General features: G+C 73.2%; 14 protein-coding genes. 13 read left to right on the plus strand and 1 reads right to left on the minus strand.

The annotated features are described in order from the left end of the window. The first annotated feature begins 17 nt into the window (after positions 1-17). The 9 genes from argC (at position 18) to QQX09_RS10495 (ending at position 10,584) form a co-directional block, all read left to right on the plus strand. Complete coding sequence (gene argC, locus QQX09_RS10455; RefSeq protein ID WP_301134346.1) at positions 18-1,067, plus strand: N-acetyl-gamma-glutamyl-phosphate reductase; 1,050 nt, start codon at positions 18-20, stop codon at positions 1,065-1,067. Continuing rightward, a complete protein-coding gene (gene argJ, locus QQX09_RS10460; RefSeq protein ID WP_301134348.1) occupies positions 1,064-2,239 on the plus strand; it encodes a bifunctional glutamate N-acetyltransferase/amino-acid acetyltransferase ArgJ in 1,176 nt (391 codons plus the stop codon). Before argC ends, argJ begins: the two co-directional genes overlap by 4 nt. Further along, on the plus strand, positions 2,236-3,135 hold the full coding sequence (argB, locus tag QQX09_RS10465; RefSeq protein ID WP_301134350.1) for an acetylglutamate kinase: 900 nt from the start codon (positions 2,236-2,238) through the stop codon (positions 3,133-3,135). The genes argJ and argB overlap by 4 nt, the downstream gene beginning before the upstream one ends. Continuing rightward, positions 3,132-4,367 (plus strand): acetylornithine transaminase, encoded by a 1,236-nt coding sequence (locus QQX09_RS10470; RefSeq protein WP_301134352.1) that lies wholly within the window; start codon positions 3,132-3,134, stop codon positions 4,365-4,367. Before argB ends, QQX09_RS10470 begins: the two co-directional genes overlap by 4 nt. Next, the gene (gene argF / locus QQX09_RS10475) at positions 4,364-5,305 is read left to right on the plus strand and encodes an ornithine carbamoyltransferase (RefSeq protein ID WP_301134354.1); all 942 of its coding nucleotides are present in this window, start codon (positions 4,364-4,366) and stop codon (positions 5,303-5,305) included. The genes QQX09_RS10470 and argF overlap by 4 nt, the downstream gene beginning before the upstream one ends. After that, complete coding sequence (gene argR, locus QQX09_RS10480) at positions 5,302-5,787, plus strand: arginine repressor (RefSeq protein WP_301134386.1); 486 nt, start codon at positions 5,302-5,304, stop codon at positions 5,785-5,787. The genes argF and argR overlap by 4 nt, the downstream gene beginning before the upstream one ends. Before the next feature lie 27 nt (positions 5,788-5,814). Then, the gene (locus QQX09_RS10485) at positions 5,815-7,014 is read left to right on the plus strand and encodes an argininosuccinate synthase (protein WP_301134357.1); all 1,200 of its coding nucleotides are present in this window, start codon (positions 5,815-5,817) and stop codon (positions 7,012-7,014) included. Positions 7,015-7,088: 74 nt separating this feature from the next. Next, positions 7,089-8,507 carry an argininosuccinate lyase gene (gene argH / locus QQX09_RS10490; RefSeq protein WP_301134359.1) on the plus strand — a complete coding sequence of 473 codons (1,419 nt, stop codon included), beginning with the start codon at positions 7,089-7,091 and terminating at the stop codon, positions 8,505-8,507. 73 nt (positions 8,508-8,580) lie between these two features. After that, entirely contained in the window at positions 8,581-10,584 is a 2,004-nt protein-coding gene (locus QQX09_RS10495) for a C40 family peptidase (RefSeq protein WP_301134362.1), read from the plus strand. On the opposite strand, the gene QQX09_RS10500 is transcribed toward QQX09_RS10495, so the two are convergent. Then, on the minus strand, positions 10,571-11,047 hold the full coding sequence (locus QQX09_RS10500) for a YbaK/EbsC family protein (protein WP_301134364.1): 477 nt from the start codon (positions 11,045-11,047) through the stop codon (positions 10,571-10,573). The genes QQX09_RS10495 and QQX09_RS10500 overlap by 14 nt on opposite strands. Before the next feature lie 70 nt (positions 11,048-11,117). Between QQX09_RS10500 and QQX09_RS10505 the strand changes: the two genes are divergently transcribed. The 4 genes from QQX09_RS10505 to tyrS are packed head-to-tail and all read left to right on the plus strand — an operon-like array spanning position 11,118 to position 14,501. Then, positions 11,118-11,408 (plus strand): putative quinol monooxygenase, encoded by a 291-nt coding sequence (locus tag QQX09_RS10505; RefSeq protein WP_301134366.1) that lies wholly within the window; start codon positions 11,118-11,120, stop codon positions 11,406-11,408. Further along, positions 11,405-12,010: a uridine kinase family protein gene (locus QQX09_RS10510; protein ID WP_301134369.1), complete on the plus strand. Its 606-nt coding sequence runs from the start codon at positions 11,405-11,407 to the stop codon at positions 12,008-12,010. The genes QQX09_RS10505 and QQX09_RS10510 overlap by 4 nt, the downstream gene beginning before the upstream one ends. Positions 12,011-12,015: 5 nt before the next feature. Beyond that, entirely contained in the window at positions 12,016-13,239 is a 1,224-nt protein-coding gene (locus QQX09_RS10515; RefSeq protein ID WP_301134371.1) for an MFS transporter, read from the plus strand. Then, positions 13,236-14,501, plus strand: coding sequence for a tyrosine--tRNA ligase (gene tyrS / locus QQX09_RS10520; RefSeq protein ID WP_301134373.1), 1,266 nt, complete (start codon positions 13,236-13,238; stop codon positions 14,499-14,501). Before QQX09_RS10515 ends, tyrS begins: the two co-directional genes overlap by 4 nt. The last annotated feature ends 173 nt before the right edge of the window (positions 14,502-14,674 follow it).

Below are 14,674 nucleotides of genomic sequence, written 5' to 3' on the forward strand. Positions count from 1 at the left end.
CATAGGCATGTATGGTTATGCATATGAGCATCAGGGTCGCAGTCTCGGGAGCCTCCGGTTACGTCGGCGGCGAGGTCCTGCGCGTGTTCTCCGGTCACCCCGACGTGGAGTTCGGCGCGCTCACGGCGCACTCGAGCGCGGGCGACGCGCTCGGCGCGCACCAGCCGCACCTGCGCCATCTGGCGGAGCGGGTGATCGTCGACACCACCGCGGAGAACCTCGCGGGCCACGACGTCGTGGTGCTCGCCCTGCCGCACGGCGCGTCGGCGGAGGTCGCGGCCCAGCTGCCACCCGAGACGCTCGTCATCGACTGCGGCGCCGACCACCGGCTCGAGAGCGCCCAGGCGTGGGCCGAGTACTACGGCGGCGAGCACGCCGGCACGTGGCCCTACGGCATGCCCGAGCTCATCACCCCGAGCGGCCACCAGCGCGACGCGCTGCCCGGGACGAGGCGCATCGCGGTCCCGGGCTGCAACGTCACCGCGGTGACGCTCGGCCTCCAGCCCGGCGTCGCCGCCGGCGTGGTCGACCCCTCCGACGTGGTGGCGGTGCTCGCCAACGGCTACTCCGGCGCGGGCAAGAAGCTCGCGGTCCCGTACCTCGCCTCCGAGGCGCTCGGCAGCGCGCAGCCCTACGCGGTCGGCGGCTCCCACCGCCACGTCCCGGAGATCCTCCAGAACCTCGCCTCCGCCGGCGCGGAGGGCGCCCGCCTCAGCTTCACGCCGACCCTCGTGCCCATGGCGCGCGGCATCCTCGCGACCGTCACCGCGCCGCTCGCGGAGGGCGTGAACGTCGAGGCCGTCCGCGCCGCCTGGGAGGACGCCTACGCCGACGAGCCCTTCGTCCACCTCCTGCCCGAGGGCCAGTGGCCCACCACCGCAGCGACCCTCGGCGCCAACACGTGCCTGGTCCAGGTCGCCGTCGACGGTAAGGCCGGCCGCGTCGTCGTCGTCGCGGCGATCGACAACCTCGTCAAGGGCACCGCGGGCGCCGCCCTCCAGTCGATGAACGTCGCGCTGGGCCTGCCCGAGACCACCGGCCTCACCACGATCGGAGTCGCACCGTGAGCGTCACCGCAGCACAGGGCTTCCTCGCCGCCGGCGTGGTCGCCGGCCTCAAGAGCACGGGCGCGCCCGACGTCGCCCTCGTCGTCAACGAGGGGCCCGCCAAGGTCGCCGCCGGCGTGCTCACCTCCAACCGCGTGGTCGCTGCACCCGTCACCTGGACCCGCCAGGTGCTCGCCGACGCGCGCGTGGACGCCGTCGTCCTCAACTCCGGCGGCGCCAACGCCGCGACCGGGCCCGAGGGCTTCCTCGACACCCACCGCACCGCCGAGCACGTCGCATCGTCGCTCCAGGGCACCGGCCGCGACATCGGTCCCGGCGACGTCGCCGTGTGCTCGACGGGCCTCATCGGCGTGCGCCTGCCCCTGGGCAGGCTGCTGTCCGGGGTGGACGATGCGGTCGCCGGCCTGGCGGAGGACGGCGGCGCCGACGCCGCGCTCGCCATCATGACCACCGACACCGTCCCCAAGGAGGCCGTCGCGGGCCGCGACGGCTGGACCGTCGGCGGCATGGCCAAGGGCGCGGGGATGCTCGCTCCGGGCCTCGCCACGATGCTGTGCGTCATCACCACCGACGCCGCGATCGACGCCGCGACCGCGGAGGTCGCCCTCGAGGAGGCCGTCCGCACCACCTTCAACCGCGTCGACTCCGACGGCTGCATGTCCACCAACGACACGGTGCTGCTGCTCGCGAGCGGTGCGACCGGCATCGTCCCCGAGCCGGGCGCCTTCGCGGAGGCGCTCACCGAGGTGTGTGCGAGCCTCGCGCGCGGGCTGGTCGCCGACGCCGAGGGCGCGAGCCACGACATCGCCGTGACCGTCACGAACGCGACCACCGAGGACGCGGCCGAGGCCGTCGCCCGCGCCATCACGCGGTCCAACCTGTTCAAGGCCGCGATCTTCGGCAACGACCCCAACTGGGGCCGCATCATCTCCGCCGCCGGCACCGTCCCCGAGGACGTGGCCCCCTTCGACGCCACCGCCCTCGACGTCACCGTCAACGGGGTGCAGGTCTGCCGCGCCTCCGGCGTGGGCGACCCCCGCGAAGGCGTCGACCTGTCCGGCCGTGAGGTCCTCATCACGGTCGACCTCCACGCCGGCGACGCCGAGGCGACCGTCTGGACCAACGACCTCACCCACGACTACGTCCACGAGAACAGCGCGTACTCCTCATGAACCTTGACCTCACGCCCCAGCAGAAGGTGAGCGTCCTCATCGACGCCATGCCCTGGATCGAGACGTTCCGCGGCGCCACCATCGTCATCAAGTACGGCGGCAACGCCATGATCGACGACTCCCTCAAGCGCTCCTTCGCGCAGGACATCGTCCACCTGCGGCTCCTCGGCCTGCACCCGGTCGTGGTCCACGGCGGCGGCCCCCAGATCTCCGGGATGCTGTCCAAGCTCGGCATCGAGTCGGAGTTCCGCGGCGGCCTGCGCGTCACCACGCCCGAGGCGATGGACGTGGTCCGCATGGTCCTCACCGGCCAGGTGTCGCGCGAGCTCGTGGGCCTCATCAACGACCACGGCCCGTACGCCGTCGGCCTGTCGGGCGAGGACGCGGGCATGCTCCAGGCCAAGCGCCGCCACGCCGTGGTCGACGGGGAGGCGGTCGACGTCGGCCTCGTCGGCGACGTCGTGAAGGTCAACCCCGGCGCGATCGTCGACATCATCGAGGCGGGCCGCATCCCCGTGGTGAGCACCGTCGCGCCCGACATCGACGACCCCACCACGGTCCTCAACGTCAACGCCGACACGGCCGCCGCCGCGGTCGCGGTCGCGCTGCGCGCCCGCAAGCTCATCGTGCTCACCGACGTCGAGGGACTCTACGGCGACTGGCCCGACAAGGACTCGCTCATCTCGGAGATCAACGCGAGCCACCTCGAGGAGATGCTGCCCTCGCTCGAGTCCGGGATGCGGCCGAAGATGGAGGCATGCCTGCGCGCCGTCCGCGGAGGGGTGCCGCAGGCCCACGTGATCGACGGCCGCGAGGCGCACTCGATCCTGGCCGAGGTCTTCACCTCCGCGGGCTTCGGCACGATGGTGCTGCAGGACAAGGAGGTCTGGGTATGAACGGGCAACCGCTGGCCACGCACGGCGAGGCAGGGCTCGAGCGCGGCCGGGTCGAGCTCCAGCGCTACGACCACGCCCTCATGGGCACGTACGGCGAGCCGCTGCGCGTCCTCACGCGCGGCGAGGGCTCGTGGGTGTGGGACGCCGACGGCAACCGCTACCTCGACCTGCTCGGCGGGATTGCCGTCAACGCGCTCGGCCACGCCCACCCGGCGTGGGTCGCCGCCATCACGGCGCAGGCGCAGACTCTCGCGCACGCCTCGAACTTCTTCGCCACCGAGCCGCAGATCCGCCTCGCCGAGCGCCTCATCGAGCTCGCGCAGGCACCCCACGGGTCCCGGGTGTTCCTGTGCAACTCCGGCACCGAGGCCAACGAGGCGGCCTTCAAGATGGCCCGCAAGACCGGCAAGGGCACGATCATCGCGCTCGAGGGCGGCTTCCACGGCCGCTCGATGGGCGCGCTGTCGATGACCCACAAGGAGGCGTTGCGCGCGCCGTTCGCGCCGCTGCTCGAGCGGGTCGTCTTCGTCGCACCCGAGGTCGGAGCGCTCGAGGCCGCCGTCGCATCCGCGGGAGAGGATCTCGCCGCCGTCATCCTCGAGCCCATCCAGGGCGAGGCCGGCGTGCGCCCCGTCTCCCACGACCTCCTCGCCGCCGCGCGCGAGCTCACGCTGCGCCACGACGCGCTCCTCATCATGGACGAGGTGCAGACCGGCGTCGCCCGCACCGGCGCGTGGTTCGCGCACCAGCTCACCGGCGTGCGCCCCGACGTCATGACCCTCGCGAAGGGCCTCGGCGGCGGCTTCCCGGTGGGTGCCGTCGTCGCCTTCGGCGAGCGCGCGGGCGCGATGCTCACCAAGGGCGAGCACGGCACCACCTTCGGCGGCAACCCCCTCGCCGCCGCGGCCGCGAACGCCACCCTCGACGCGATCGAGGAGCTCGGGCTGCTCGCGAACGCCAAGGCCGTGGGCGAGCACCTGCGCACCGCGCTCGAGGCGCTCGACGGCGTGGTCGAGGTGCGGGGCGAGGGCCTCATGCTCGGCATCGGCCTCGCGGCACCCGCGAGCGCCGCCGTCGCGCGCGCCGCCGTCGACGCGGGCTTCATCGTCAACCCGCCCTCGCCGGACACCATCCGGCTCGTGCCCGCCCTCACGCTCACCCGCGCCGAGGCGGACCTGTTCATCGCGTGGATGGCCGAGCACGGCACCCGCATCGTCACGGAGGCCGCATGACCGCCAGCACCGTCCGCCACTTCCTGCGCGACGACGACATCACCGCCGCCGAGCAGCGCGAGATCCTCGAGCTCGCGCTGGCGTTCCGCCAGGACCGGCACCTGCACCGGCCGTTCGCCGGCCCGCAGGCCGTCGCGGTGATCTTCGACAAGCCGTCGACGCGCACCCGGGTGTCCTTCTCGACCGGCATCGCGGAGCTGGGCGGCTACCCGCTCGTCATCGACTCGGCGACCTCGCAGCTGGGGCGCGGGGAGCCCGTCGCGGACACCGCGCGCGTCCTCGAGTCCATGGTGAGCGCGATCGTGTGGCGCACCTTCGGCCAGGAGCTCATCGAGGAGATGGCGGCCCACTCCGGCAAGCCGGTCGTCAACGCGCTCACCGACAGCTTCCACCCGTGCCAGATCCTCGCGGACCTGGCCGCGGTGGCCGATGCGCGCGGCGGGGTGGACGCCCTCGCCGGCCTCACGCTCACGTACGTGGGCGACGGCGCCAACAACATGGCCCACTCGTACCTGCTCGGCGGCGCGCTCGCCGGCATGCACGTGCGGGTCGGGGCGCCCGCGGCCTACCAGCCCGACCCGCGCATCGTCCTCGACGCGACGCGCATCGCAGCGGAGCAGGGCGGCTCCGTCACCGTCACGACCGACCACGCCGACGCCGTGGCCGGCGCCGACATCATCGCCACCGACACGTGGGTGTCGATGGGCGACGAGGAGCAGTACCAGGAGCGGGCCGGCGTGTTCGGCGCGTTCCAGGTCGACGCCCGCACCCTCGAGCTCGCCGCGCCCGGCGCGCAGGTGCTCCACTGCCTGCCCGCCTACCGCGGCAAGGAGATCACCGCCGAGGTCATCGACGGCCCGCAGTCGATCGTCTGGCTCGAGGCCGAGTACCGGCTCCACGCGCAGAAGGCGCTCCTCACGTGGCTGGCGACCCGATGAGCGGGCACACCGTCCCGCAGACCAAGGCCGCACGTCAGGCGCTGGTCCGCCAGCTCATCGAGACGTCCTCGGTCGAGTCGCAGACCCAGCTCGCGGGGCTCCTCGAGCGCCAGGGCCTCCACGCGACGCAGGCGACCCTGTCGCGCGACCTCGAGGAGATCGGCGCGGTCAAGGTCCGCAACGCCGAGGGCCGCCTCACGTACGCGACCCAGGCGATCCTCGAGTCGATGGAGGACACCGGCGCGCGCCTCAACCGGCTGTGCGCCGAGCTCCTCCACTCCGCGGCCGGCAGCGCGAACCTCACCGTGCTGCGCACCCCCGCCGGGGCCGCGCAGTTCCTCGCCATGGCCATCGACACGCACGAGGACCCCGAGGTCCTGGGAACCGTCGCCGGCGATGACACGATTCTCGTCATCGCGGCGGACCCCCACGGCGGGGAGAGCCTCGCGAGCAAGTTCCTGCACCGCGCCAGCGGTCTGTAGTCCCATCTCAAGGTAAGGAAGAAGAACATGGCAGAGCGCATCGTGCTGGCCTACTCCGGGGGCCTCGACACCTCCGTCGCCATCGGCTGGATCGCGGAGGCGACCGGCGCCGAGGTCATCGCGGTGGCGGTCGACGTCGGCCAGGGCGGCGAGGACCTCGAGGTCATCCGTCAGCGCGCGCTCGACTGCGGTGCCGTCGAGGCCTACGTCGCCGACGCGCGCGACGAGTTCGCCGAGGAGTACTGCATGCCGGCGCTCAAGGCCAACGCGCTCTACCACGACAAGTACCCCCTGGTCTCGGCGCTGTCGCGGCCGGTCATCGTCAAGCACATCGTCAAGGCCGCCCGCCAGTTCGGCGCCTCCACGATGGCCCACGGCTGCACCGGCAAGGGCAACGACCAGGTCCGCTTCGAGGTGGGCATCGTGTCGATGGCGCCGGACCTCAAGTGCATCGCGCCCGTGCGCGACCTCGCGCTCACCCGCGACAAGGCGATCGACTACGCCGAGCGCAACTCCCTGCCCATCGCCACCACGAAGAAGAACCCCTTCTCGATCGACCAGAACGTGTGGGGCCGCGCCGTCGAGACCGGCTTCCTCGAGGACATCTGGAACGCGCCGACCAAGGACATCTACGACTACACCGACGACCCGGCCTTCCCGCCGGTGCCCGACGAGGTCGTCATCACGTTCGAGCAGGGCGTGCCGGTCGCGATCGACGGCCAGGCCGTCACCCCGCTCCAGGCGATCGAGGAGATGAACCGCCGCGCGGGCGCGCAGGGCATCGGCCGCATCGACATCGTCGAGGACCGCCTCGTCGGCATCAAGAGCCGCGAGATCTACGAGGCGCCCGGCGCCATCGCGCTCATCGAGGCGCACAAGGAGCTGGAGAACGTCACGGTCGAGCGCGAGCTCGCCCGCTACAAGCGCCGCGTCTCGCACGAGTGGACGGAGCTCGTCTACGACGGCATGTGGAACGCCCCGCTCAAGGGCGCCCTCGACTCGTTCATCGACGAGACCCAGCGCCACGTCAACGGCGAGATCCGCATGGTCCTCCACGGCGGCAAGGCCGTCGTCACGGGCCGCCGCTCCGAGACCGGGCTGTACGACTTCAACCTCGCGACCTACGACGAGGGCGACACCTTCGACCAGTCGGCCGCGCGCGGCTTCATCGAGATCTACGGTCTCGCCGCGAAGCAGGCCGCGGCGCGCGAGACGCGCCTGTCCTAGGGTCGGAGCAGGACATCGCGGCGGCCGCGCCCGGACAGGGCGCGGCCACCGCATCACGATCGAAGGAGCAGGTCATGGCAGGGGAGACGAACGAGGGAGCCCTCTGGGGCGGGCGGTTCGAGGGTGGCCCGGACGCCGCGCTCGCGCGGCTGTCGAAGTCGACGCACTTCGACTGGCGGTACGCGGACGACGACCTCCTCGGGTCCATCGCCCACGCGCACGCCCTCGAGCGCGCGGGGCTGCTCTCGGCCGAGGAGTCGCGCGAGATGACCGCTGCCCTCGAGACGATGCGCGTCGACGTGCGCGCGGGCACGCTGCTGCCGTCCGAGGCCGACGAGGACGTCCACGGCGCCCTCGAGCGGCTGCTCATCGAGCGCATCGGCCCGGACCTGGGCGGCAAGCTCCGCGCGGGCCGCTCGCGCAACGACCAGATCGCGACCCTGCCGCGCATGTACCTGCGCCGCCACGCCCGGCTCATCGCCACCGAGCTGCTCGACCTCGTCGACGCGCTCCTCGGCCAGGCCGACCGCCACCTCGACGCGCCGATGCCGGGCCGCACCCACTTCCAGCACGCGCAGCCCGTCACCCTCGGGCATGCGCTCATGGCGCACGCCTGGCCGCTGCTGCGCGACGTCGAGCGGCTCACCGACTGGGATGCGCGCGCCGCGTTCTCGCCCTACGGCGCGGGGGCGCTCGCCGGCAGCACGCTCGGGCTCGACCCGGCAGCCGTGGCGGAGGAGCTCGGCTTCCTCGGCCCCTGCGAGAACTCGATCGACGCCACCGCGTCGCGCGACGTGGTCGCCGAGTTCGCATGGGTGTCCGCCATGATCGGCGTCGACCTGTCGCGCATCGCGGAGGAGATCATCGCGTGGGCGACCGTCGAGTTCGGCTTCGTCGCGCTCGACGACGCGTACTCGACCGGGTCGAGCATCATGCCGCAGAAGAAGAACCCCGACATCGCGGAGCTCGCGCGCGGCAAGTCGGGTCGCCTCATCGGCGACCTCACCGGCCTGCTCACCACGCTCAAGGGCCTCCCGCTCGCGTACAACCGCGACATCCAGGAGGTCCACGAGCCGGTCTTCGACGCGGTCGACACGCTCGAGGTGATCCTGCCCGCCTTCACGGGCATGGTCCGCACCCTCGTCTTCCGCACCGAGCGTCTCGCGGAGCTCGCTCCCGCGGGCTTCTCGCTCGCGACCGACATCGCCGAGTGGATGGTGAAGAACGGCACCCCGTTCCGCGAGGCCCACGAGGTCGCCGGCGCATGCGTCCGCCTGTGCGAGAAGCGCGGCAAGGAGCTCCACCAGCTCACCGCGGACGAGATGGCGGCGATCCACCCCGATCTCACGCCCGGCGTGCTCGAGGTGCTCACCGTCGAGGGCTCGCTCGCGGCACGTGACGGCGCCGGAGGCACCGCCCCGTCCCAGGTGGTCGAGCAGGGCAAGGCGGCGCGTGCGCGCGTGCGGCACTTCCGTCCGTGGGCCTCGGCCTGACGAAGCGCCTGATAGGGAGGCGAACGGCCCGCGCGGGCTCAACGACGCGGACCCGCGGGCCGATATGTGCGGCATGACGACGCCCGCGCGCCTCCTCTCGGCGCTCCTCGCCGCCGCGCTGGCCGTGGCAGGCCTCACGGCCGCGGCGAGCCCCGCCGCGGCGGCCGAGCCGTCCATCGTCCCGGGCTCGCGCGCCGCGATCGTCGCGGGCGCCGCGTACGTGGTCGAGCGGGAGGTCGGCTACGGGCGGACCACCGGTTACGGGCACTCGTCGCGGAAGGCCGGCCCCACCAAGGTGGCGGGCGTCGGCGAGGACGTCCGCATCTCGTGGCGCGACGGCTTCCTCGACTGCTCGGGGCTCGTGAGGTACGCGTACTCGCGCGCCGGCATCGACCTCGGCGTGGGCGGCACGAACTCCCAGGTCCCGCAGTTCTACCCGATCGACGATGCGGCGGCGCTGCCCGGCGACGTCGTGTTCTTCGGCGAGGTGTGGGACGGCAGGACGGCCGCCCAGAAGGACTTCCGCGATCCCGACACCGGCGTGTGGTGGAACGTCACCCACGTGTCCATCACGGACGGCACGGGACGCGACTACGAGGCCATCGCGCCCGGCAGCGTCGCGGCGTACGGCAACGTGTCGACCCGCGACGGGTGGTTCATCGGCTACTTCCGGCTCAAGGCGGAGCGGGGGACGCTCGACGGCGCCGTGACGACCTCGGGCACCGTCGGGACCGCCGTCGCCACGGAGACGGGCGGCACGGTCGAGTGCGGCAGCGCCAACCCCGACCGCGGCGCCTCGAGCCAGTACTGCCACGGCGTCCGCGAGTGGGTGGTCGACGTCAACGGCGACGACCGGGCGGACATCATCGACCTCGCGGGGGTCACCGCGGCCAAGGCCGCCGACGGCGGCGCGCGCGGTTGGCGGGTGTCGCGCGGAGCCTCGTCGATGGGACGGTGGACCGCGGCGCTCGACTCGGCGCCGGGCATCGGCACGCTCGCATACGGGGACTTCGACGGCGACGGGCTCACCGACGTCATCGACTTCACGGGGCGCACGCGCGCCGAGGCGGACGGCGGCGAGGACTTCGGCTGGATCGTCGCCTACGGCACGGCGACGGGGGAGCTCACGCCCTGGACGCGCGTCCGGGCCACCCCCATGACTCCCGCCGACCTCGACTTCACGTTCGGCGACTTCGACGGCGACGGCGCCACCGACGTGCTGTGGTTCACCGGCGTCGCCGCGGCCGCCGCGGAGCCGGGTCAGCGCTCCGGCTGGGTCATCTCCTACGGCGGCCCGCGCGGCACGATGACCGGATGGCGGGCGGCGCTCGCCTCGACCGCGACGCCCGGGTCGCAGCAGCTCGCGACCGGCGACTTCGACGGCGACGGCCGCACCGACGTCATCCAGTTCACGGGACGCGCCCAGGCCGACGCCAAGGCGGGCCAGGTGTACGGCTGGGTGGTGTCGTACGGCCGCGAGTCGCGCGCCATGACCTGGCAGGCGACGGTGCTCGGCAGCACCGTCACGCCCGCCACGACCGACCTCGAGCTCGGCGACTTCGACGGCGACGGCAGCACCGACGTGCTGGCGTTCACCGGCACCGGCTGGGACCTGTCGCGCGGCGGGGCGCGCGGCGACATGACGCCCGCGGCGACGGTCCGCGCGTACGCCGCGACCCCCGCATCGTCCTCCCTCACGCTCGGCGACTTCGACGGCGACGGCCGCACCGACGTGCTGTGGTTCACGGGTCGGTCGAAGCCGCAGGCCGCCGCCGGCGAGCCCTACGGCTGGAGCATCGCGTACGGGCGGGGCGACGGGACGATGACGCGGTGGCGGCCGGCCACGAACCGGGGCATCACGCCGCGATCGCGCGAGCTCGCGATCGGGGACGTCGACGGCGACGGCAGCACCGACATCCTGCACTTCACGGGTGTCACCCGGAGGTCCGCGGACGGCGGCGCCTACGGCTGGGAGGCCTCGTGGGGCGGGACCCGCGGGCACCTCACCGCGTGGACCACCGTGCGGAACACGGCGATCACGCCGAGCCGGTGGCTGCTGAGCGTCACCCCGCTGTGAGCTCCACGCTCACCTCGGTCGCGCCGGTGAGGCTCAGCAGGTCCTCGTAGGCGATCTCGAAGACCGAGTGGGGCGTGCCCGCCGCGGCCCACAGCTCGCCGTGCTTCTTCAGCTCGACGTCGATGTAGGTGGGGATCGGGCGCGTGTGCCCGACGGGTGCGACGCCGCCGATCGGCTGACCCGTCGCTCCTCGCACGGTGGCGGCATCCGCGCGGGAGATCACGGTCGCGCCGATCTGCCGCGCGAGGAGGTCCGTGTCGACACGGTGCGAGCCGCTCGTCAGCACGAGGATCGGCGCCCCGTCGGCCAGGAAGACGAGGCTCGACGCGATCGCGCCGACCTCGCAGTCGAGGGCGGCGGCGGCCTCCGCAGCCGTCCGCGTCGAGTCGGTGAGCGTACGCACCTGCGAGTGCAGGCCGTGTGCGCCGAGCAGGTCCATGATCCTCGCGCTCGAAGGGTGCATGACTCCACCGTAGACCGGGAGCGTTGTCGGACCCCCGACGTAGCGTGGACGCGGGCGGAAGGGGCGGGACATGTACGGGCTCATCGGTCAGCTGCGGACCACCGAGGAGGGGCGCGCCGCGGTGGTGGCCGCCCTCGTGGAGGGTGCGCGCGGCATGCCGGGGAACGTCGCGTACCTCGTCGCGGAGGACGCCGAGGATCCCGCGTCGGTGTGGGTGACGGAGGTCTGGGAGTCGGAGGCGGCGCACCGTGCCTCGCTCGACCTGCCATCGGTGCGCGACGCGATCGCACGGGCCCGGCCGCATCTCACCGGGAGGGGCACGCGCGTGGTCACCAGGCCCGTCGCTAGCCTGGACGGGTGAACCCGTCGGTCTCCGCCCTCGCAGCCGCGGTGCGGGACGCGCCCGCGCGGCTCGGGAAGACGCGCCTCGTGCTCGTCGACGGCCCCGCCGGCGCGGGCAAGACCACGCTCGCGAACCGGATCGCGGTCGCGCTGGGAGGACGGCCCTCCGCGGGGGCGGGCACGTTCGACCCGGACGCGCCCCCGCCCGACGTCCTCCACGGGGATGACATGTACGAGGGCTGGAGCGGGCTCGCGACCCTCGACCGGATCCTCGTCGACCAGATCCTCGAGCCGCTCGCCCACGGCGGGACCGGCGCGTTCCGGATGTGGGACTGGCACGCGTCGCGGCGGTCGCACACCGTCCCCGTGCCGCCACGACCGTTCCTCGTGATCGAGGGCGTGGGCGTCGCCTCACCCGCCGCGCGCCCCTTCGCCTCGCTCGTGGTCTACGTCGACGCCCCGTGGGACACGCGGCTCGACCGCGGCCTCGCGCGCGACGGCGAGGCGATGCGCGCGGACTGGCTGCGCTGGAACGAGACCGAGGGTGCGCTCCTCGCGGCGGCGGGGACGCGCGCCGTCGCCGACGCCCTCGTCGACGGCACCGTCCCGATCCCGGGCTGACAGCCATGACCGTCGCCGACCTCCAGCGCCGGATCCTCATCGTCGTGTCGGCGGCGCAGGTCCTGTCGGGCTTCGGCCTCGTCGCCGGGATCACGGTCGGGGCGCTGCTCGCCGCGGAGCTGTGGGACTCCGCGGCCGCCGCCGGGCTGCCCGCCGTCCTCATGACCGCCGGCGCCGCGGGCGCCGCGCTGCTGATCGCGCGCATCTCGGACTCCCGCGGCCGGCGGGTCGGTCTCGCCTCGGGGTACGCGGCGGGGGCGATCGGCGCCTGGGGCGTCATCGCCGCCGCGGTCGCGGAGCTGCCCGCGCTCGTGCTCGCATCCTTCCTCGTGTACGGCGCCGGCCTGGCCGCAAACCTTCAGGCACGCTTCGCGGCGGCCGACCTCGCACCCGTGCACCGCCGTGCGACCGCGATGTCGATCGTGCTCATGGCCACGACGGCCGGTGCGGTGCTGGGCCCCGTGTCCGCCGAATGGAGCGGCAGCCTCGCCGCGGGCTGGGGCCTCGAACCCCTGCTCGGGCCGTTCGTCGTCGCCGGCGTCGCATGCATGCTCGCCGCGGCGGTGCTCGTCGCGCTGCTGCGTCCCGACCCGCTGCTCACCGCCCGCGCCCGCGGGGTGGACGTGCCCGCCGCATCGTCCGAAGGGGAACCCGACGTGCCGTGGCGCGTCCCCGTGGCCGGGGGGATCGGGGTGATGGTGATCGGCCAGGGCGTCATGGTCGCGATCATGACGATGACGCCGGTGCACCTCACCGAGCATGAGCACGGGCTCGACGCGGTCGGCGCCGCGATCGCCTGGCACGTCGCCGCCATGTACCTGCCCTCGCCGCTGTCGGGCTGGCTGGTCGACCGCTACGGTCCGGCTCGCGTGGCGGCGCTGTCGGGCGTGGTGCTCGTCGCCGCGGGCGCCCTCGCCGCGTCGAGCGGTGCCGCCCTCGGCGGGATCTCCGCGGCGCTGGTGCTGCTCGGCCTCGGCTGGAGCCTCGCCATGGTCGCGGGCTCCGCCGTGCTCGCGACGCGCGTTCCGCCGCGCCTGCGACCGCGGCTTCAGGGCCGCGCGGACGCCCTCACCACGCTCGCGGGGGCCTCGGGCGCCGGGCTCGCCGGGGTGGTCGCCGCAGGCGCGGGCTACGCGACCCTAGCCTGGGGAGGAGCGGCGATCGCGCTGCTGGCGCTGCCGCTCGCGCTGGTGGTGCGCGTGCGTGCTGGCACAATGTCGGCATCATGACTGAGCACCTTCTCGACGAGCTCGCCTGGCGCGGGCTGATCTCGCAGACCACCGGTGACGACGAGCTGCGCGCGGCTCTCGACGAGGGACCGATCACGCTGTACTGCGGATTCGACCCGACGGCGCCGAGCCTGCACATCGGCAACCTCGTCCAGATCCTGACGGTCCGCCGCTTCCAGCTGGCCGGCCACAAGCCGCTCATGCTCGTCGGCGGCGCGACGGGCCTCATCGGCGACCCGAAGATGGCGGGGGAGCGCACGCTCAACCCGGTCGAGGTCGTCCACCAGTGGGTCGAGCGCATCCGCGGCCAGATCGAGCCGTTCATGAGCTTCGAGGGCGAGAACGCCGCGCGCATGGTCAACAACTACGAGTGGACCAAGGACATGTCCGCGATCGAGCTGCTGCGCGACGTGGGCAAGTACTTCCGCCTCGGCACGATGATCGCGAAGGACACGGTGGCGCGCCGCCTCCACTCGGACGAGGGCATCTCGTACACGGAGTTCAGCTACCAGGTCATGCAGGGCATGGACTTCCTCGAGCTGTACCGGCGCTACGGCTGCACGCTGCAGACCGGCGGCTCGGACCAGTGGGGCAACCTCACGTCGGGCACCGAGCTCACGCGCAAGGCCGAAGGCGTCAGCGTCCACGCGCTGTCGACGCCGCTCATCACGAAGGCCGACGGCACCAAGTTCGGCAAGACGGAGTCCGGCACGGTGTGGCTCGATCCCGCCATGACGAGCCCGTACGCCTTCTACCAGTTCTGGCTCAACCAGGCCGATGCGGACGTCATCAGCTACCTCAAGGTCTTCACCTTCCTCCCGCGCGAGGAGATCGAGGCGCTCGAGGTCAAGGTCGCCGAGGAGCCGTTCCGCCGCGAGGCGCAGCGGACGCTCGCGTGGGAGGCCACCACGCTGGTGCACGGCGAGGCCGCGGCCCAGGGAGCGGTCGACGCGTCGCAGGCGCTGTTCGGGCGCGGAGAGCTCGGCACGCTCGACGAGTCCACGCTCTCCGGCTGCGCGCAGGAGCTCGGGGGAGCGGACGTCCCCGCGGGCACCACCATCGTGGACGCGCTCGTCGCGGCCGGCATCGTCGACTCGAGGTCCGCGGCCCGTCGGGCCGTCCAGGAGGGCGGCGCGTACGTCAACAACGAGCGCGCCGACGACCCGGAGCTGGTCCTGAGCACCGATCACGCGCTCGCCGGCGGGTGGGTCGTGGTGCGCCGCGGGAAGAAATCCGTGGGAATCGTGAGGCCGGTCGCCTGATCCGGGCGGCCGGATCCCGGCTCAACCGGCCTCTCACCAGGCACGACGGCCGCGACACGCCCGGGATGCACGCGATTTGACCGGTGGCACACGGTGCCCGTAATGTTTTCCAGGTCGCCGCAAGGAACGCGCCAGGCAGGGACTGAACAAGGACCTGCAGGAGACGCCCCGGC

This window comes from Demequina litoralis (assembly GCF_030418455.1).
GTDB lineage: Bacteria > Actinomycetota > Actinomycetes > Actinomycetales > Demequinaceae > Demequina > Demequina litoralis.